General features: G+C 72.4%; 18 protein-coding genes and 1 pseudogene. 12 read left to right on the top strand and 7 right to left on the bottom strand.

The annotated features are described in order from the left end of the window. Positions 1-146: 146 nt before the first annotated feature. From exaC to ACZ56U_RS27245, 5 genes and pseudogenes are all read left to right on the top strand, one after another. Positions 147-1,670, top strand: a complete 1,524-nt coding sequence (gene exaC / locus ACZ56U_RS27265) for an acetaldehyde dehydrogenase ExaC (RefSeq protein WP_469086602.1) — start codon at positions 147-149, stop codon at positions 1,668-1,670. A gap of 496 nt (positions 1,671-2,166) precedes the next feature. Next, the gene (locus ACZ56U_RS27260; protein ID WP_469086741.1) at positions 2,167-2,811 is read left to right on the top strand and encodes a class I SAM-dependent DNA methyltransferase; all 645 of its coding nucleotides are present in this window, start codon (positions 2,167-2,169) and stop codon (positions 2,809-2,811) included. Positions 2,812-2,876: 65 nt separating this feature from the next. Further along, positions 2,877-4,937 carry a SpoIIE family protein phosphatase gene (locus tag ACZ56U_RS27255; protein ID WP_469086601.1) on the top strand — a complete coding sequence of 687 codons (2,061 nt, stop codon included), beginning with the start codon at positions 2,877-2,879 and terminating at the stop codon, positions 4,935-4,937. A 274-nt stretch (positions 4,938-5,211) separates the two neighbouring features. After that, positions 5,212-6,492: a YhgE/Pip domain-containing protein gene (locus ACZ56U_RS27250; protein ID WP_469086600.1), complete on the top strand. Its 1,281-nt coding sequence runs from the start codon at positions 5,212-5,214 to the stop codon at positions 6,490-6,492. 91 nt (positions 6,493-6,583) lie between these two features. Then, a pseudogene (locus tag ACZ56U_RS27245) lies at positions 6,584-6,805 on the top strand (MarR family winged helix-turn-helix transcriptional regulator); the annotation flags it as partial. A gap of 26 nt (positions 6,806-6,831) precedes the next feature. On the opposite strand, the gene ACZ56U_RS27240 reads toward ACZ56U_RS27245, so the two are convergent. Further along, the gene (locus ACZ56U_RS27240) at positions 6,832-7,287 is read right to left on the bottom strand and encodes an SRPBCC domain-containing protein (RefSeq protein ID WP_469086599.1); all 456 of its coding nucleotides are present in this window, start codon (positions 7,285-7,287) and stop codon (positions 6,832-6,834) included. A 61-nt stretch (positions 7,288-7,348) separates the two neighbouring features. Between ACZ56U_RS27240 and ACZ56U_RS27235 the strand changes: the two genes are divergently transcribed. Both ACZ56U_RS27235 and ACZ56U_RS27230 read left to right on the top strand, forming a co-directional pair. Then, on the top strand, positions 7,349-7,708 hold the full coding sequence (locus tag ACZ56U_RS27235; RefSeq protein WP_391236656.1) for a DUF779 domain-containing protein: 360 nt from the start codon (positions 7,349-7,351) through the stop codon (positions 7,706-7,708). 65 nt (positions 7,709-7,773) lie between these two features. Then, positions 7,774-9,012 (top strand): phosphodiester glycosidase family protein, encoded by a 1,239-nt coding sequence (locus ACZ56U_RS27230; RefSeq protein WP_469086598.1) that lies wholly within the window; start codon positions 7,774-7,776, stop codon positions 9,010-9,012. Positions 9,013-9,015: 3 nt separating this feature from the next. Here ACZ56U_RS27230 and ACZ56U_RS27225 read toward each other — a convergent pair whose 3' ends face one another. The 6 genes from ACZ56U_RS27225 to ACZ56U_RS27200 form a co-directional block, all read right to left on the bottom strand. Further along, the gene (locus tag ACZ56U_RS27225) at positions 9,016-9,210 is read right to left on the bottom strand and encodes a hypothetical protein (RefSeq protein ID WP_469086597.1); all 195 of its coding nucleotides are present in this window, start codon (positions 9,208-9,210) and stop codon (positions 9,016-9,018) included. 111 nt (positions 9,211-9,321) lie between these two features. Next, the gene (locus tag ACZ56U_RS27220; protein ID WP_469086596.1) at positions 9,322-10,185 is read right to left on the bottom strand and encodes a phosphatidylinositol-specific phospholipase C/glycerophosphodiester phosphodiesterase family protein; all 864 of its coding nucleotides are present in this window, start codon (positions 10,183-10,185) and stop codon (positions 9,322-9,324) included. A gap of 172 nt (positions 10,186-10,357) precedes the next feature. Continuing rightward, the gene (locus ACZ56U_RS27215; protein WP_469086595.1) at positions 10,358-11,440 is read right to left on the bottom strand and encodes an acyl-CoA dehydrogenase family protein; all 1,083 of its coding nucleotides are present in this window, start codon (positions 11,438-11,440) and stop codon (positions 10,358-10,360) included. Next, on the bottom strand, positions 11,437-12,615 hold the full coding sequence (locus tag ACZ56U_RS27210; RefSeq protein ID WP_469086594.1) for an acyl-CoA dehydrogenase family protein: 1,179 nt from the start codon (positions 12,613-12,615) through the stop codon (positions 11,437-11,439). The genes ACZ56U_RS27215 and ACZ56U_RS27210 overlap by 4 nt, the downstream gene beginning before the upstream one ends. Continuing rightward, positions 12,612-13,580 carry an NADPH:quinone oxidoreductase family protein gene (locus ACZ56U_RS27205; RefSeq protein ID WP_469086593.1) on the bottom strand — a complete coding sequence of 323 codons (969 nt, stop codon included), beginning with the start codon at positions 13,578-13,580 and terminating at the stop codon, positions 12,612-12,614. The genes ACZ56U_RS27210 and ACZ56U_RS27205 overlap by 4 nt, the downstream gene beginning before the upstream one ends. A gap of 97 nt (positions 13,581-13,677) precedes the next feature. Further along, positions 13,678-14,250, bottom strand: coding sequence for a helix-turn-helix domain-containing protein (locus ACZ56U_RS27200; RefSeq protein WP_469086592.1), 573 nt, complete (start codon positions 14,248-14,250; stop codon positions 13,678-13,680). 64 nt (positions 14,251-14,314) lie between these two features. Between ACZ56U_RS27200 and ACZ56U_RS27195 the strand changes: the two genes are divergently transcribed. From ACZ56U_RS27195 to ACZ56U_RS27175, 5 genes are all read left to right on the top strand, one after another. Further along, the gene (locus tag ACZ56U_RS27195; RefSeq protein WP_469086591.1) at positions 14,315-15,232 is read left to right on the top strand and encodes an NAD(P)/FAD-dependent oxidoreductase; all 918 of its coding nucleotides are present in this window, start codon (positions 14,315-14,317) and stop codon (positions 15,230-15,232) included. A 125-nt stretch (positions 15,233-15,357) separates the two neighbouring features. Continuing rightward, a complete protein-coding gene (locus ACZ56U_RS27190; RefSeq protein ID WP_469086590.1) occupies positions 15,358-16,896 on the top strand; it encodes an ATP-dependent DNA ligase in 1,539 nt (512 codons plus the stop codon). A gap of 61 nt (positions 16,897-16,957) precedes the next feature. Then, entirely contained in the window at positions 16,958-17,419 is a 462-nt protein-coding gene (locus ACZ56U_RS27185) for an NUDIX hydrolase (RefSeq protein WP_469086589.1), read from the top strand. A gap of 66 nt (positions 17,420-17,485) precedes the next feature. Next, positions 17,486-18,871, top strand: coding sequence for an NADP-dependent succinic semialdehyde dehydrogenase (locus ACZ56U_RS27180; protein ID WP_469086588.1), 1,386 nt, complete (start codon positions 17,486-17,488; stop codon positions 18,869-18,871). A 25-nt stretch (positions 18,872-18,896) separates the two neighbouring features. Then, entirely contained in the window at positions 18,897-19,133 is a 237-nt protein-coding gene (locus ACZ56U_RS27175; protein WP_046257283.1) for a DUF6213 family protein, read from the top strand. The last annotated feature ends 39 nt before the right edge of the window (positions 19,134-19,172 follow it).

Raw genomic sequence — 19,172 nt, 5'->3', positions numbered from 1 at the left:
CTGACCGACCAAGGCCCCACCGCGGCGCCCCTGCCCGCCACCCACCCCCACCGCTGACGGCAACGTGGTTGCAACGTCCCCCTCCCTAGCCTCGCGCCGAGAGCTGCCCAACGGCGGGCAGCGCTGCTCCAGGGAGGCAGGCCAGCATGACCCGTTACGCGGCGCCCGGCACCGAGAGCGCGATCGTCTCCTACCAGGCGCGCTACGACCACTTCATCGGCGGCGAGTACGTGCCGCCGGCCCGCGGCCAGTACTTCGAGAACCCGTCGCCGGTGAACGGGCAGCCGTTCACCGAGGTCGCGCGCGGCACGGCGGAGGACGTGGAGCGGGCGCTCGACGCGGCACACGCGGCCGCCCCGGCCTGGGGCCGCACCTCGGTGACCGCGCGGTCCGACATCCTCCTGCGGATCGCTGACCGTATGGAGGCGAACCTCGAGAAGCTGGCGGTCGCCGAGAGCTGGGAGAACGGCAAGCCGGTGCGCGAGACGCTGGCGGCCGACATCCCCCTCGCCATCGACCACTTCCGCTACTTCGCGGGCGCGATCCGCGCACAGGAGGGCTCGCTCGGCGAGATCGACGACGACACGGTGGCGTACCACTTCCACGAGCCGCTGGGCGTCGTCGCCCAGATCATCCCGTGGAACTTCCCCATCCTGATGGCGGTGTGGAAGCTCGCGCCCGCCCTCGCCGCGGGCAACGCGGTCGTCATCAAGCCGGCCGAGCAGACCCCGGCCTCCCTCCACTACTGGATGAGCCTGATCGCCGACCTGCTGCCACCGGGGGTGGTGAACATCGTCAACGGCTTCGGTGTGGAGGCCGGCAAGCCGCTCGCGTCGAGCCCCCGAGTGGCGAAGGTGGCGTTCACCGGCGAGACCACGACGGGGCGGTTGATCATGCAGTACGCCTCGGAGAACATCAAGCCGGTCACGCTGGAGCTCGGTGGCAAGTCGCCCAACATCTTCTTCGACGACGTCTGGGCGCAGGACGACGACTTCCGCGACAAGGCCCTCGAAGGCTTCACCATGTTCGCGCTCAACCAGGGCGAGGTGTGCACCTGCCCGTCCCGGGCGCTGGTCCAGCGCGGCACCTACGCGGAGTTCCTGGAGGCGGCCGTCGCCCGCACCGAACTCATCAAGCCGGGCCACCCCTTGGACACCGACACGATGATCGGCGCCCAGGCCTCCAACGACCAGCTGGAGAAGATCCTCTCCTACCTCGACATCGGGCGGCAGGAGGGCGCGAAGATCCTCACGGGCGGAGAACGCGTCGAGTACGACGGCGAGTTGAAGGGCGGTTACTACGTCCGCCCGACCATCTTCGAGGGCGACAACCGGATGCGGATCTTCCAGGAGGAGATCTTCGGTCCCGTCGTCTCCGTGGCCCCCTTCGGCGACTTCGACGACGCCATCAAGATCGCGAACGACACCCTGTACGGCCTCGGCGCGGGCGTGTGGACACGGGACATCAACACCGCCTACCGCGCGGGCCGCGCGATCCAGGCGGGCCGCGTCTGGACGAACTGCTACCACGCCTACCCGGCACACGCGGCGTTCGGCGGCTACAAGCAGTCCGGCATCGGCCGCGAGACCCACAAGATGATGCTGGAGCACTACCAGCAGACCAAGAACCTGCTGGTCAGCTACTCACCGAAGAAGCTGGGGTTCTTCTAGACGCCCCGCAGGGACCACGACTCGCACCCCGCACAGCACCACGACCGACACCCGCACGCACCACATCCGCGAGCGGCACCGCCACCCACCCCCCAGGGCGCCTGACCACGCCAGTCCTCCGTCAGGCGCCCGGAGGGCCAGGCGGCGAGCGCCGGGTCACGGAGCATCGCGTCATCGACGCCGTGAGCCGACTGGGCGGCCACCCGGGACTGGCTCCGGTTCCCGGAGGCCGCGCAGCTGGCGTACGGCTGAGCGACCTCGCGCGCTCCCCCGCGCTGACGGGGTCCCGTGCGCTACCCCACCACGCCCTACAACGTCCTGGAGAACCTGCTGCACGTCTCGGACCCGGGGCGACGGACTGGGCGTGCTTCGAAGGGACACTGCCACGGCGGACGGATCGGGCGCCCCAATCGGCATAACTGTGAAAAAATTACCCATACACCGCCAAAGGAGGTTCCTCGTGAGCAGCCCCGCCGACGGACTCGACTACGGGGGCATGCGGCTGGACCGCACCGGCCAGGCCGAGGCCTTCGACGCCATCGGCGACCGTTACGACGAGGCCTTCCCGCACAAGGAGGGCCAGGTCGGGTCCGCCGAGTGGCTCATCCGGTCCCTGCCCGCCGGGGCCCGGGTGCTGGACCTCGGGTGCGGCACCGGGATCCCGACCGCGCGCCAGCTGGCGGAAGCGGGCCTGGACGTCGTGGGCGTCGACCTGTCGGACCGGATGGTCGCGCTCGCCCGGGAGTACGTGCCGAGCGGGACGTTCCATCAGGCGGACATCGCCGATCTGCGGCCCGGCGGCCCCCGGGACCTCGGCCGCTTCGACGCGGTGGCGGCCTTCTTCTCCCTGCTCATGCTGCCGCGGGCCGAGATCCCCCTCGCCCTGCGGACCGTCCGCCATCTGCTCGTGCCGGGCGGCCTGTTCGCGCTGTCGATGGTCGAGGCCGACGTGGACGACTTCTCGATCCCGTTCATCGGCAGCACCATCCGGGTGTCCGGCTTCCTACGGGACGACCTGCGTGAGGTGGTGGAGGCTGCGGGCCTGGAGGTCCTGGAGGAGTCCTCGTACTCGTACGCCCCCTCCTCCGTGGACGTCCCGCCCGAGGTGCAGATCTTCCTGCGCTGCCGACGGCGTGGCTGACCGCTCCCCCTCAGCCCCCCCCTCAGCCCGCCTCAGCGCGGGCCCGCCCGGCCGGAAGGACTGGCGTGACGAAGCAGCTCGGAGCCGACGGCGGTGCCCGTGGCCGACCGGCCCGCGCACCCGGACCCGCCGCCGCCCCGTCCCCGCCGGAGCGCCCCTCCCCATCCCTGCCGGAGCGTCCGGCCCCCTCCCCGCCGGAGCGTCCGGTCCCGTCCCCGCCGGAGCCTCCCGCGTCGGCGCCCCGCTCGGGCGCGCCACGCGCGGCCGAGGACACTCCACACGGCGAGTCCGCCCGACGCCCGCCGCCCCCGCACGCGCCCGCCGCACGGCCCCTCGCCTCCGAACCGCAGACCGACCCACTGCGCTCCACGGTCGATGACACTCCACACAGCGAGTCCACCCGACGCCCGCCGCCCCGGCACGCGCCCCCGCAGGAGCCCGCCGGACGGCCGCTCGCCTCCGAGCCGCAGACCGACCGGCTGCGTTATCTCGACGCGGCGACCCGGCAGATCGCCCGCGGCATGAACCTCGACGAGACCCTCGGCGAACTGTGCCGGGCGGCCGTCCCGGCCTTCGCCGACACCGCGTTCGTCCATTTGTACGCGCCGCTCCCGGTGGGCGACGAGAGCACCGCCGAGCCCGGCGTCCTGCGGCTGCACACCACCGCCCCGGCCCCGTCCGCCGCCACCCTCCAGGCGGCCGAGGTGGTCCGGCCGGCCGCGGACGGTCTGCTCGTCAAGCTGCTCCAGGCAGGGCGGCCGGTGTTCGGCTCCACCCCGGGCCTGCGGGCCGCGGTGGCCGAACTGCTGGGGGCGGCGAACGCGCCGGGCGCGGTGCCGCCCGGGCGCCGGTTGATCATCGCGCCCCTGCACGGCCGTAGCCATGTCATGGGCAGCGTCGTCCTCATCCGCTCCCCCGGGCGGCCCGACTTCACCTACGACGACCTCCTGGTCGCCTCCCAGCTCGCCACCCACACCGCGCTCGGCATCCACAAGGCGGTGCTGTACGCCCGTGAGGCGGCCGTCGCGGACGCGTTGCAGCGCACGATGCTCCCGCCGTCCCTGCCCGAACCGACCGGAGTGGTGCTGGCCAGCCGCTATCTGCCGGCCTCACGGACCGCGCAGGTCGGCGGCGACTGGTACGACGCGATCCCGCTGCCCGGGAACCGGGTCGCGCTGGTCATCGGCGACGTGATGGGCCACTCCATGACGTCCGCGGCGATCATGGGCCAGCTGCGCACCATCGTGCAGACCCTGGCCGGCCTCGACCTCTCCCCCGACGAGATCCTGCACCACCTCGACGAGCAGGCCGAACGCCTGGGCAGCGAGCACACGGCCACCTGCCTGTATGCCATGTACGACCCCGTGCTGCAGCGGCTGCTGATCTCCAACGCCGGCCATCTGCCGCCGGTGCTGCTGCGCCCCGACGGTGGCACCGAGGTCGTCCAGGTGCCGCCCGGGGCGCCGATCGGTGTCGGCAGCGGCGGCTTCGAGTCCGTCGAGCTGCACGCTCCGGCCGGCGCGACCCTGCTGCTGTACACCGACGGTCTGGTCGAGTCCCGTGACGCGGATGTGCTGACCGGCGTGGACCGGCTGCGCGCACGGCTGCGGGCGGGCGCCCCGGACGCGGTGGAGCCGGGGCTGGAGGAGCTGTGCGACCAGGCGCTCGGCACGTTGGGCGAGGGTGACCGGGACGACGACATCGCGCTGCTGGCCGCCCGGTTCGAGGGCGTCCTGCCGGACACCGTCGCGTACTGGTACCTGGCCCCGCGTCCGCAGACCGCGGCCCGGGCCCGGCGGCTGACCCGCAGGACCCTGCGCCAGTGGGGTCTGGAGGCCCTGCTGGAGTCCACCGAGCTTCTGGTCAGCGAGGTGGTGGGCAACGCGGTGCGCTTCGCCGGCCGGCCGATCACGCTGCGGTTGCTGCGCACGGACGTGCTCCGGTGCGAGGTGGAGGACGACTCGACGGTGGTGCCGAGGATGCGGCACGCGCGCCTGAGCGACGAGGGCGGCCGGGGGCTGTTCCTGGTCGACCAGCTCGCGCAGCGCTGGGGGGCGACCAGGGTGAGCACAGGCAAGGTGGTCTGGTTCGAACTACCGCTGGCCGACGGGCAGGACCTCGACTGACCCGACGTCGGCCCCGCGAGCTGTTCACCGGGGCCTCGGCCCCTACGTCAGCTGCCCGGTCCGGCCCGGAATGAGGCCGTCACCCCGGACCGCACAGCGCGAGGACGCGGGTCGGGCAGGTGCGGCGGGGCGAGGGAGCCGCCCTTCGGGGAGACGCCGACGCGCCTGGCGGTGGGGACCGCTCTGCGTGCGGGACACGCCGTGATCGCTTACGACTGGAGGAGAACGCGCCGCCACGGGAAGGCACGCGTCACCGCCCACCCCACGGAGAGCCATGAACGACCGGAGAGCCATCAACGACCCCGCTCCCCAGGCCCGTGCCTCCGCCCTGTTGCGCCGCCCCAGGCTGTGGGTCGTACCGGCAGCCCTGAGCGGGCTGCTCGCCCTGCTGCTGTCCCTGCTCTACATGGGCGGCATCGTCAATCCACAGGGCGACCTCAAGGACCTGCCGATCGCTCTGGTCAACTCCGACACCGGCGAGCCGCTGCCCGGGCAGCGGCAGAACCTGGGGACGCGGATCGCGGGGGCGATCATGTCGGACACCTCCAGCGACAAGGCCGACTGGCGACCGCTCACCCGGGCGCGGGCCCAGGACGAGCTGGACGCGGGCAAGGTCTACGGCGCCCTCGTCATCCCCTCCGGCTTCACCGCCTCCGTCGGCGCGCTCACCACCGACGCCGCCACCGAGCGACCGACGCTCACGGTGCTGACCAACCCCGGCAAGGGCAGCCTCGGCTCCTCCCTCGCGAGCCAGATCTCCACGCGGACGGCGCAGCAGGCCTCGCAGACCATCGGGAAGGAACTCACCCGGTCGGCCCCACGGGCGGGCCCCGCACAGAAACTGCTGCTCGCCGACCCCGTGACCGTGGCCACCGAGGTGGGTCACCCCGTCGGTGCCCACAGCGGCCTGGGCCTGACCGCCTTCTACTACACGCTGCTGCTGGTCCTGGCCGGCTTCATGGGCGGCAACATCATCAGCAACGGCGTCGACACCGCCCTCGGCTACGCCGACAACGAGATCGGGCCCTGGCACACCCGGCTGCCCACCGTGCCGATCACCCGCACCCAGACCCTGCTGCTGAAGATGGCGATGACGGCGGGCATCACGCTCCTCACCGTCTCCCTGGTGATGCTGGCCTGCGTCACCCTCCTCGGCATGGACGCGTCCCACCTGCCGCTGCTCTGGATCTACTCCTACTGCGCGTCCCTCGCGGTCGGCCTCGGCGTGCAGGCCATCAACGCCGCGTTCGGCGGCATCGGACAGCTCGTGTCGATGTTCGTGTTCATCGTCCTCGGGCTGCCGTCGTCCGGCGCCACCGTCCCACTCCAGGCGGTCCCGGGGTTCTACCGCTTCCTGTCCCACTTCGAGCCCATGCGCCAGCTCGGCGACGGCGTCCGCGCGATCCTCTACTTCGACGCCCGCGGCGACGCCGGCCTCACCCGCGCCTGGACCATGACCGCCCTCGGCGCGGTGCTCGGTGTCCTGTTCGGCTTCGCGATGACGCTGTACTACGACCGCAAGGGCCACAAGCGCCTGACGCCGCAGCCTGCCTGAGACGGGCCGCGGGCGTTCAGGACCGGGTCACACCGTGCCGAGCGCGGTGCGCAGGACCGCGACGGCCTGGTTGATGGCGGCCTCGGCGGCGCTGCTGAAGCGCCTGGAGGCGAACGGCCTGCTCCGGCGCGAACGCCGCCCGGAGGACGAGCGCTCGGTCTCCCTCACCCTCACCGACGAGGGGGCCCGGTTGCGCGAGCGCGCCCGGGCGGTGCCCCTCGCCATCGGTGACGCGATGGGCCTGACCCCCGAACAGGACGCCATGGCCAAGCAGTTGCTCCGGCTGCTGACCACCAACGTCGGCGCGATGTGACCGGTGATGTGCCCGTGAGGTGACCCTCAGCCCTCGACGAGCCGTGCCAGGTTGGCCAGCGCCATCCGCATGCCCGCCTCGTTCTGGTCGGCCGGCACCGCGTCGGGAACCCCCTCGTGCAGGAGGACGACCTCCGTGCCGTCCACCGTCCCGGTGAGCGTGGTCGTCATCGTCATCGTGCCGTGCAGGGCCGGGTCGGCGGTCTCGAACACCAGCTCCTCGACCACCAGCTCGTCCGGCACCAGCTTCAGGAACCGGCCGTGGTAGGTGTCGGTGTGCGAGCCGGACTTGCCGATGTCGGTCGGCAGGTCGTACGTGAGCGAGACGCGGAACGCGCCGCCCTCGCGCGCGTCGAAGACGTGGACCTCGCCGCTCATCCCCGCGGGCACCCGCCACTTCGCGAGGGCCTCGGCGTCCAGCAGGGTGCGGTAGACGGCCGCGCGCGGGGCGTTCACATGGCGGGAGACCCGGGTGGTGTACATGGCCCCACCCTGCGCCGGGCCGCAACCTTCTCGCAACGTGGGGTGTGGTGCGCTGGGGCGCATGGATGAGGAGATCCCGCGTGTCGAGCTCACCCCCGCGGCCGCCGGTCTGCTGCGCCGGCTGCGTGAGGCGCACGGCCCGCTGATGTTCCACCAGTCCGGCGGCTGCTGCGACGGCAGTGCCCCGATGTGCTACCCGGCGGGCGAGTTCCGCACCGGCGGCTCGGACGTGCTGCTCGCGGAGCTGGAGGTCGAGGGCGTCGGTGAGCCGGTGACGTTCTGGATGTCGCGCAGCCAGTACGAGCTGTGGGCCCACACCCGGCTGATCGTCGACGTCGTGGCCGGCCGGGGCAGCGGCTTCTCGCTCGAAGCACCCGAAGGAGTGCGTTTCCTGATCCGCTCCCGCCTGCTCGACGCCTAGACGCCTCGCCGTCTGGTGCACTTCCCCTGAGTCCTGGGACAGTTGACGAGACCTCAGGGGGGACTGTGACGCTGCGTCAGAACAGGTTCCGAGCAGGCAGAGCGGTACTGACGTTCCTCACGGCATGCGGTGCGCTGGCCGGTGCGACCCTGACGGGGGCGGCACCGGCCGGCGCCGCGCAGGCAGCCGAGCGCATCGCGCCGGGAGTGACGTACCGGCAGTACGACATCGAGGCGGCCAAGGGCCCCACCCGTGTCCATGTGCTCACCGTCGACCTGCGCGATCCGCGCGTACGGCTCGACCTGCTGCACCCGGGAGCGGTGGCCGCGCGGGCGACCGTCTCCAGGCTGGCGGACGGCCAGGGCGCGGTCGCGGGCGTCAACGGCGACTTCTTCAACATCACCGAGACCCAGCACCCGGGGGTCGAGGCGACCGGCGCGGCGGTGGGCCCGGCGATCGCGAGCGGGCACACGCTCAAGGCGGCGGTCCCCGACGGCCAGCGCTTCGGCCCCGCCCTGCCGCCCGGCACCTCCACCAGGGACGTGTTCGGCATGGGCTTCGACCGGCGGGCCCGCATGGACAGCCTCACCCTGGCCGGGTCCGTGTGGACGGACTCGGCACGCCTGCCGCTGGGCGGGCTCAACCAGTACGCGCTTCCCGTGGGGTCCGTCGGCGCCTTCACCGACAAGTGGGGCAGCGCCTCACGGGTGCGTGCCACCTGCGGCACGGACACCGATCGGGCCGCCCCGTGCAGCACGGACACCTACGAGGTGACGGTCCGCCACGGCCGGGTCACGGCCCTCGCCGACACCCCGGGCGGCGGCCCCGTGGAGACGGGCTCCACCGTGCTCGTCGGCCGGGAGGAAGGGGCCCGGCAGCTGCGGAAGCTCGGCGTCGGCGAACGGGTGCGGATCCAGCACCGGTTGCTCGCCTCCGAGGCCCGGACCTCCTACCGCTTCGCCATCGGCGGCTACCCGGTCCTCGACGACGGACAGCCGCTGCCCGGCCTCGACGGCACGACCTCGGCCGTGCGCACCGCGGCCGGGGTCGCGGACGGCGGTCGGCGGGTGCTGCTGCTCGCGGTGGACGGTGCGGCCGCCTACCGCACGGGGCTGACCCTCACCGAAGTCGCGGACACCCTGCGATGGTTGGGCGCGGTGGACGGCTTCAGCCTGGACGGCGGCGGGTCGACGACCCTGGTCGCCCGCGACCCCGGCGAGACGGCCGTGTCCGTGCGCAACCACCCGTCGGGCGGCGCCGAACGCCCCGTACCGAACGGCATCGGGGTCTTCTCGACCGGGTGAGGGTCAGGGCCTGAGGCTGCTGACGATGTCGGCGGTCGCCGTGAGACCGCTGCTGATGGTCGGGGCGACGCTGGTACTGGCCAGGTAGAAGCCGAGCAGGAGACAGACCAGGGCGTGCGAGACCTTCAACCCGCCGCTGCGCAGGAAGATCACCGCCAGGATCAGCAGCAACAACACCACAGAGATGGAAATCGCCATCGTCGGCCTCCTCCGCCACGCCGTAACGTCCGGTTCACGGCATTCGGCCGTAAGTGTGGCGTAGCGGAGGGTTCGTCCGGGCCGCTGACCTGTCCGCCGAACGTGTGGTGTCTACGCCGGCCGGTGGGCGTCCAGGAAGGCTTCGAGGCCCGCGAGGTCGTCGGTGTTGAGGTAGTCGACGTCGGCGGCGAGCAACTCGCCCCACAGCGCGTCCCGGGCGGGCCCGGCCACGTCCGGCGTCGCCCAGAACCGCACCCGCTGACCGCGCGCGTGGGCGGCCCGCACGAGGGAGCGCAGCTTCTGCCGCTCGGCCTCGGGGAAGGCCCCCACGCCCTGCCAGCTGAAGTTGAGCGTCCAGTTGTCGCTGATCAGCGAGATGAGGGAGGCGGGCGCCGGGCTGCCGAGGTCGGCGAGCCGGCCGTCGTAGAAGGCCCGCCGTACGCTCTGTGCCTCCATGGGAGCGCGGGCGGCGCGGTCGCCGGAGATGACGGCGGTGACCGGGCCCGGGAACACCCGGCCGTGGGCGTAGGTGGTGAACAGGTGCTTGTGGCGCCTGAGATGGCGGTCGAGTTCGAGATACGTCGAGGAGCCCTCGGTCTTGATGTCGATGAGCAGCTGCAACGGCCTGCGGTACCCCCGGTACACCGACCCGTGGTTGGCCCTCACCCGGGCGGCGAGGGGGCCGAGGTAGAGGGACTCCAGGGTGCGGGCCGGGTCGAGGTCGTCCACGGTGTGGCCGACGAGGAGCTGGTCCCCGACGAGGAAGATGTCGGCCTCGACGCTGCCGAAGCGGTGGTCGAGGGCGTCGAGGAGGGGGCGGGGGTGCTCGTAGTCGTTGTGGGCGTGGGCGCGCCACAACGGCCGCGGCCGGTGCGTGCGTTCGCCCGCGAACGCGTCGGTGGCGGGCAGGGCGACGGCGCCGGCGAGGGCGGCGCCGAGGGTGGTGAGGGCTCTGCGACGGGTGGTGAGGGCCATGCCTGCCTCCCTGGGAGGGTGGTACGGGACACCGGTGAGTATGGGGTCGCACCGCTCTCAAAGGGCATGCTCGCGTAGGGAGTTGGCCGGACTGCCGCCGTCTGTTCACCGCGTCCGCGCGGGGCGCACGAAAAAGCCCGCCCCAGGTGGGGCGGGCTTTTCCTGGTGAACGTCAGGGGACTTGCAGGTCCACCAGTTCGGCCAGTGCCGCGCGGTGGACGCCGGCGGTGCCGTAGGCGATCGAGTCCGCCTTGGCCCGCTTGAGGTACAGATGGATCGGGTGCTCCCAGGTCATGCCGATGCCGGCGTGTAGTTGGAGCGCCTCCTCGGCGGCGTGCACGGCGACGGACGCCGCGTAGGCCTGGGCGACGGCGACCGCCACGTCGGCGTCCTCGCCGCTCGCCAGCGCGTCGGCCGCGTTGCGCGCCGCGGCCCGCAGGTGGACGACCTCCAGCCACAGCTGGGCGAGCCGGTGCTTGAGCGCCTGGAACCCGCCGACGGGCCGGTTGAACTGCTTGCGCTCCTTGAGGTAACGCACGGTCTCGGTCAACGTCCAGTCGGCGAGCCCGAGTTGCTCGGAGACGAGCAGTCCGGCACCGGACCGCAGTGCCCGTCGTACGGCGGGTTCGGCATCGCCCAGGAGACGGCCGGGGGCGCCGTCCAGGGTGACCGTGGCGAGCGGCCGGGTCAGGTCGAGGGACACCTGCGGCGTGACGACCGCGCGGGAGGCGTCCACCGCGTACAGCCCGCCGTCGTCCGCCGGGACCAGCAGCACGTCGGCGACCGCCGCGTCCGCGATCCCGGTCAGTTCCCCGTGCAGGGTGCCGTCCTCATGGCGTACGACCTTGTAGGCGCCGCCCGCGGCGACGTTCAGCGCGACCGCGAGGGCGCCGATCCGCCGCCCAGACGCCAGCTCGGCGAGCAGGTCCTCGGTACCGCAGGCCAGCAGCGCCTCGGTGGCGACGACGGCACTGGTGAGGTAGGGCACCGGGGCGACCGCGCGCCCCAACTCCTCCAGGACGACGGCGGCTTCGCGGTGCGTGGCGCCCTGGCCGCCCTGCGCCTCGGGCACCAGCAGACCGGCGAGGCCCATGCTGTCGGCGAGCGCCTTCCAGGCCGCGAGGTCGTGCGGGGTGTCGGACTCGGTGCGGGCGATGACGCCGGGAGCGTCGCAGTGGTCGGCGAGCAGGTCCCGGACGGCGGACCGCAGCGCCTCTTCCTCCTCCGAGTACAGCAGGTCAGGCGCCTTTTTCATCGGGACAGGTCCTTCCATGCGACGTCCTTGTCGGTGCGCGGTTCCGAGGGCAGGCCCAGGACGCGCTCGGCGACGATGTTCAGCAGGACCTCGCTGGTCCCGCCCTCGATGCTGTTGCCCTTGGAGCGCAGGTAGCGATAGCCGGCGTCGCGGCCGACGAAGTCCACCATCTCGGGGCGCCGCATGGTCCAGTCGTCGTACAACAGGCCCTCCTCGCCCCGGAGTTCGACCTCCAGGCCGCTGATCTCCTGGTTGAGGCGGGCGAAGGCGAGTTTCATGCCGGCGCCCTCGGGGCCGGGCTGGCCGGCGACGAGCTGCTGGCGCAGGCGTTCGCCGGTCAGTCGCGCGACCTCGGCCTCGACCCACAGCTTCAGCAGCCGCTGGTGCAGATCGTGGGTGCGCAGGCCCGGGCGCTCGCGCCAGGTCCTGGCGACCGGGCCGATCATGCCGCCCTCGCGGGGCAGCCGCATGCCGCCGATGGCGACGCGCTCGTTGTTGAGCGTGGTCTGCGCGACCCGCCAGCCGTCGCCGATCTCGCCGAGGCGGCGGGAGTCGGGGATGCGGACGTCGGTGAGGAAGACCTCGTTGAACTCGGCCTCACCGGTGATCTGGCGCAGCGGCCGGACCTCGACGCCGGGGTCGGTCATGTCGCACAGGAAGTAGGTGATGCCCGCGTGCTTGGGCACGTCCGGGTCGGTGCGGGCGATGAGGATGGCCCAGCGGGCGTTGTGTGCGCTGGAGGTCCACACCTTCTGCCCGTTGACCACCCAGCCGTCGCCCTCCCGTACGGCTCGGGTGCCGAGGGCGGCCAGGTCGGAGCCGGCGCCGGGCTCGCTGAAGAGCTGGCACCAGACCTCCTCGCCGGTCCACAGGGGCCGCAGCAGCCGCTTCTGCTCCTCGGTGCCGTACTTGAGGATGGTCGGCGCGGCCATGCCGAGGCCGATGCCGTTGCGTTTCGGGTCGTTGTCGGGGGCGCCGGCGGCCTCCAGCTCGGTGTCCACGACGGCCTGGAGGGAGCGCGCGGCACCGAGTCCGCCGAGGCCCTCGGGGTAGTGCACCCACGCGAGGCCGGCGTCGAAGCGGGCCCGCAGGAAGTCCAGGCGGTCCGTGGTGGCGGGCGGGTGTGCGGCCAGCAACTCGGCGGTGCGGCGCTTGAGTTCGGCGGCGTCGATCATGCCTGTGCTCCTGTCGGTACGACGGCGACCCGGCCGGTGGTGACCCCGTCGCCGACCCGCTGGACCGCGTCGGCCGCCCCGCTCAGCGGCACCCGCTCGCTCACCAGCGGCTTGATGGCGCCGCGGGCGGCCAGTTCGGTGAGCTGCTCGTGGCAGTGCTGGACCAGCTTGGGGTTCTTGGTGTTGTACAGGCCCCAGTGCAGGCCGAGGATCGCGTAGTTCTTCACCAGCGCGTGGTTGAGGCCGGGGCTGGGGATGGTGCCACTGGCGAAGCCGACGACCACGATCCGGCCCTCGAAGGCGACGACCTTCGTGGACTGCGTGTAGGCGTCGCCGCCGACCGGGTCGTAGATCACGTCGGCACCCCGGCCGCCGGTGGCCTCCTTCACGGCCGCGACGACGTCCTGGGCCCGCCGGTCGATCACGACGTCGCAGCCCAGCTCCCGTGCGACAGCCGCCTTGTCGGCACCGCCGACCACACCGATCACGGTGGCCCCGGCCGCCTTCCCGAGCTGGACGGCCGCGCTGCCGACCCCTCCCGCGGCAGCGTGGACGAGCAGCGTCTCACCGGCCTCCAGGCGGGCCCGCCGGTGCAGGGCGAACCAGCCCGTCTGGTACCCGATGTGCAGCGCGGCCGCCTCGGCGTCGTCCAGCGACTCGGGCGCGGGCAGCACGGCGGCGGCATCGGCGACGGTGTACTCGGCGAAACCGCCGTACGGCAGCGCGGGGTTGGCGATCACCCGGCGGCCGTCCTCGGTCTCGCCGCAGACCTCCACGCCCGGGGTGAACGGCAGCGGCGGCCGCACCTGGTAGTGGCCGCGGCACATCAGCACATCCGGGAAGTTGATGTTCGCGGCGCGCACCTTCAGCAGGACCTGGCCGTCGCCCGGCGTGGGTGCCGCCACCTCCTCGAGGCGCATCACCTCGCTCGGCTCGCCGTTCTCGTGCACTTGCCATGCCTGCATGCGGTGCCTCCACGGGACTGCGTCGTCGTACCGGAGTCGTGACCGGGGTCATCGCATACTAAGCGGTCGCTTGCCGTTCAGGGAACCGTCACGTGCGTCACGACCGCCTGGGTTTGGCTCGTACGTGGATCCGCTCCCCCTGCGGCCCGAACAGGCTGAGGAACTCCGCGGGCCCCTCCCCCGTCGACCCGAACCAGTGCGGCACCCGGGTGTCGAACTCGGCCGCCTCCCCGGCCGCCATCACCACGTCGTGGTCGCCCAGCACCACCCGCAGCCGCCCGGACAGCACGTACAGCCACTCGTACCCCTCGTGGGTCCGCGGTTCCGGCTCCTCCTGGCGCTGCGGCACCAGCACCTTGAAGGCCTGGAGGCCGCCGGGCTGCCGGGTCAGCGGCCAGTAGGTGCGCCCGTGCCGCTCCAGGGGCTTGGCCCGCACCCGCGGGTCCCCCACCTGCGGGGTGCCCACCAGTTCGTCCAGCGGTACCTGGTGGGCCCGCGCGATCGGCAGCAGCAGCTCCAGGCTGGGCCTGCGCAGCCCGGACTCCAGCCGGGACAGGGTGCTCACCGAGATGCCGGTCGTCTCGGACAGCGCCGCGAGTGTCACCTCCCGGTCCTTGCGCAGCCGCCGCAGCCGCGGGCCGACCTCGGCCAGAACGTCATCGGTAGTCATGCCTGATATTGCAGAATCGGCAAAGAAGTTTGTCAATCCCGCATCCCCGGACGACGGTGTCGGTATGACCGATACCTATGAAGTGATCGTGATCGGCGGCGGTGCCGCGGGGCTCTCGGCGGCTCTCGTCCTGGGCCGGGCCCGGCGCCGCACCCTGGTGGTCGACGCGGGCGAGCCGCGCAACGCGCCCGCCGCCCGCATGCAGGGCTATCTGACGCGGGACGGTATGCCGCCCGGCGAGTTCCTGGCGCTCGGCCGGGAGGAGATCGCGCGGTACGGCGTCGAGCTGGTGCGGGACCGCGCCGTGGACGTCACCGAGGACCTCACGGTGACCCTGGCGAGCGGCCGTACCGTCCGGGCCCGCCGACTGGTGATCGCGACCGGCCTCAAGGACGAGCTCCCGACCGTGCCGGGCGTCGCGGAACGCTTCGGCCGGGACGTGCTGCACTGCCCGTACTGCCACGGCTGGGAGGTCCGCGACCAGGCCTTCGGCGTGCTCGCGACCACCCCGCTGAGCATGCACCAGGCGCTGATGGTGTCGCAGTGGTCGAAGGACGTGACGCTCTTCCTGCACACGGTCGCCGAGACCGACCTGTCCGACGACGACCGGCGCAGGTTGTCCGCGGCCGGGGTCGCTATGGTGCCGGGCGAGGTCGAGGGGCTGCGGATCGAGGACGACCGGCTCACCGGTGTCCGGCTCGCGGACGGGACCTCGTACGACCGCGAGGTGCTGTTCGTCGCGCCCCGCGCCGTCCCGCAGAACAGCCTGCTGGAGCGGCTCGGCGCCGAGATGCGCGAGACCCCTTTCGGCGCGTACCCCGTGCTCGACGAGACCGGGCAGACGACCGTGCCGGGTGTCTGGGCGGCAGGCAACGCGGCCGGTTTCGCCGAGCAGGTGATCAACGCGGCGGCAGCCGGCTACAGGGCCGGGGCGACGATCAACGGCGATCTGCTGATGACCGACCTCGCAGCAACCCCCTGAAGGGGCGCGGGGCTGTGTCGATCAGCGGCTCCGCCGCGGGCGCGACCAGCCACGACGCACCCGCAGACACCACGCAACCCGCCTTTCGCCGTGAAATCCAGCGAAGCGTCCCGCACCCTGGAGGCATGCTTCTTGCCCGGCTGGCCCAGGTGTCCCAGGAGGTCGCGGCGACCTCCGCACGCTCCAAGAAGACCGCGCTCCTCGCCGAACTGTTCCGGGAGGCCGAGCCGGACGACGTGCCGGTCGTCATCCCGTACCTGGCGGGACGGTTGCCGCAGGGGCGGCTCGGCGTCGGCTGGAAGGTGCTGAGCCGCCCGGTCGCCCCGGCCGCCGAACCGAGCCTGACCGTCCGTGACGTGGACGCCCTCCTCACCGACCTGGGCAAGGTCTCGGGCACCGGCTCGCAAGCCGAACGGGTGCGACTGGTCGGGGAGTTGATGGGCGCCGCCACCGAGGACGAGCAGCGGTTCCTGCTCGGGCTGCTCAGCGGGGAGGTACGGCAGGGCGCGTTGGACGCGGTCGCCATCGAAGGGCTCGCACAGGCGACCGGGACGCCCTCGGCCGACGTCCGCCGCGCGGTGATGCTCGCCGGCTCCCTCCAGACCGTCGCCGAGGCCCTGCTCGCGGACGGCCCCGAGGCGCTCGACCGGTTCCGCCTCACCGTGGGCCGCCCGGTCCTGCCGATGCTCGCGCACAGCGCCTCCTCGGTCGCCGAGGCGGTCGAGAAGCTCGGCTCCTGCGTGGTCGAGGAGAAACTGGACGGCATCCGGGTCCAGGTGCACCGCGACGGCGACGACGTACGGATCTACACCCGCACCCTCGACGAGATCACCGACCGCCTTCCCGAACTGTCAGCCGCCGCCAGGGACTTGAACGGCGAGCGGTTCATCCTGGACGGCGAGGTCCTCTCCTTCGACGCCGCCGGCCGACCCCGCTCGTTCCAGGAGACGGCGGGGCGCGTCGGCTCCCGCGTGGACGTGACCACGGCCGCCGCCGAGGTCCCCGTCTCCCCCGTCTTCTTCGACGCCCTCTCCGTCGACGGCCACGACCTGCTCGACCTGCCCTTCGCCGAACGGCACGCGCGGCTGGCCCGGCTGGTGCCCGAGCCGATGCGGGTGCGCCGGACCCTGGTGGCCGGCCCCGAGGACACCGGCGCCGCGGAGGCCTTCCTCGCCGAGACACTGGAACGCGGCCACGAGGGCGTGGTGGTGAAATCCCTCGACGCCACCTACAGCGCGGGCCGCCGTGGCGCGTCCTGGCTGAAGGTGAAGCCCGTCCACACCCTCGACCTGGTCGTCCTGGCCGCCGAATGGGGCCACGGCCGCCGCACCGGCAAGCTCTCCAACCTCCACCTCGGCGCCCGCACCGGCGACGGCGGCTTCGCCATGCTCGGCAAGACCTTCAAGGGCATGACCGACGCGATGCTGACCTGGCAGACCGAGCGCCTCCAGCAGTTGGCCACCGGAGCCGAGGGACACGTGGTGACCGTACGCCCCGAGCTCGTCGTCGAGATCGCCTACGACGGGCTCCAGCGGTCCACCCGCTACCCGGCCGGCGTCACCCTCCGCTTCGCCCGCGTGGTGCGCTACCGCGAGGACAAGCGGCCGGAGGAGGCCGACACGGTGGAGACCCTGCTGGCCGCGCACCCCGAGGTGAAGCCGTGAGACAGCGCGAAGCGCCCGCGGGACGTCCCACGGTGCCCCCGCGGCGCCCCGAGAGGAAGCCGTGAGGACCAGCGCCGGCCTGCTGTTGTTCCGACACACCGACGACGGCCTTGAGGTGTTGCTCGGCCATATGGGCGGCCCGTTCTTCGCGCGCCGCGACGCCGGCGCCTGGACCGTCCCCAAAGGGGAGTACGTCCCCGAGGAGGAGTCGGCCTGGGACGCCGCCCGCCGGGAGTTCCAGGAGGAGCTGGGGCTGGCGCCGCCCGACGGGAGGGCCGTACCGCTCGGCGAGGTGAGGCAGACAGGCGGCAAGGTCGTCACCGCGTGGGCGGTGCGGGCGGACCTCGATCCGGCGACCGTGGTGCCGGGCACCTTCCGCATGGAGTGGCCACCGAGGTCGGGCGAGGAGCGGGAGTTCCCCGAGCTGGACCGCGTGCGATGGTTCCCTCTCGAGCGCGCCCGCGAGGTGATCGTCAAGGCGCAGGCCACGTTTCTCGACCGGCTGGCGGAGCACTCGCCCTGAGACGTTGCGGCGGCGGCCGCGGCGCGCGAAGGTCGAGACACAGTCCGGTTCTTTTGGAGGTCGGTCATGCCCATCGCGACGGTGAACCCGGCGAACGGCGAGACGCTCAAGACGTACGAGGCCATGGGGCCCGAGGAGATCGAGCGCAGGCTCCAGCTCGCGGAGGCCACGTTCCGCACGTACCGGACGACGTCGTTCGACGAACGCGCCCGGTTGCTGAACCGGGCCGCGGGTGTCCTCGACGAGGTCCAGTCCGACGTCGCCCGCGTCATGAGCACCGAGATGGGCAAGCCCGTCAAGCAGGCCCGCGCCGAGGTCGCCAAGTGCGCCAAGGCGATGCGCTGGTACGCCGAGCACGCCGAGTCGCTGCTGGCCGACGAGGAGCCCTCGGCGTCCGACGTGAAGGACTCCGGCGGCACCCGGGCCAGCGTGCGCTACCGCCCGCTGGGCCCCGTGCTCGCCGTGATGCCGTGGAACTTCCCGCTCTGGCAGGTGATCCGGTTCGCCGCGCCCGCGCTGATGGCCGGCAACGTCGGCCTGCTCAAGCACGCCTCCAACGTGCCCCAGACCGCCCTCTTCCTGGAGGACCTCTTCCACCAGGCGGGCTACTCGGAGGGCACCTTCCAGACCCTGCTCATCGGCTCCGCCGAGGTCGAGGAGATCCTGCGCGACGAACGCGTCAAGGCGGCCACGCTCACCGGCAGTGAGCCCGCCGGGCGCGCGGTCGCGTCGGTGGCCGGCGACATGGTGAAGAAGACGGTCCTGGAGCTGGGCGGCAGTGACCCGTACGTGGTCATGCCGTCCGCCGACATCGACCGGGCCGCCCAGGTCGCGGTGACCGCGCGGGTCCAGAACAACGGGCAGTCGTGCATCGCCGCCAAGCGGTTCATCGTGCACACCGACGTCTACGACGCCTTCGCGGAGCGGTTCGTCGCGGGCATGAAGGCGCTCAGGGTCGGTGACCCGCTGGAGGAGGAGACGGACGTCGGCCCGCTCGCCAGCGAGCAGGGGCGGGCGGATCTGGAGGAGCTGGTCGACGACGCCAGGCGCAGTGGCGCGAGCGTGCTGTGCGGCGGTGAGCGGCCCGACGGGGACGGCTGGTACTACCCGCCGACCGTCCTCGCCGGCATCACCCGCGAGATGCGGATCCACCGCGAGGAGGCCTTCGGGCCGGTCGCCACGCTGTACCGCGCGAGTGACCTCGACGAGGCGCTGCTGATCGCCAACGACACCCCGTTCGGGCTGAGTTCGAACGTGTGGACCCGCGATGAGGCCGAGGTCGACCGCTTCGCACGGGACCTGGAGGCCGGTGGCGTGTTCTTCAACGGGATGACCGCCTCCCACCCGGCGTTCCCCTTCGGCGGCGTGAAGCGGTCCGGGTACGGCCGTGAGCTGTCCGGGCACGGAATCCGCGAGTTCTGCAACATCACGACGGTTTGGCACGGAGCGTGACGCTTGCGCGGCTAACATCCCGGGTGTGAACCGCGAAGTGACTTTGCCTCTGATCGTCGATGACCGGGGCACCCTGCAGGTGTCGGCGGCCGATGTGAGCAAGCTGCTCCGCACGGTTGGCGGACGGTGGCTGCACCTGGTCGAGGCCGGCGAGGAGGGGCTGGACGAGGACACGGTCGCCGCACTGACGATCGAGCTGGCGAAGCTGGCGGATCGTATCGATGTGGCGTGCATCGCGCACAGCAGCGGGACCGCGCCGTAGGGGTTCCTGTCTCGCCGCCGGGTGCGGGTTGTCCGTGGT

It is taken from the genome of Streptomyces sp. NPDC034103, from assembly GCF_055575395.1.
This window is presented reverse-complemented; position numbering and strand designations above follow the sequence as displayed.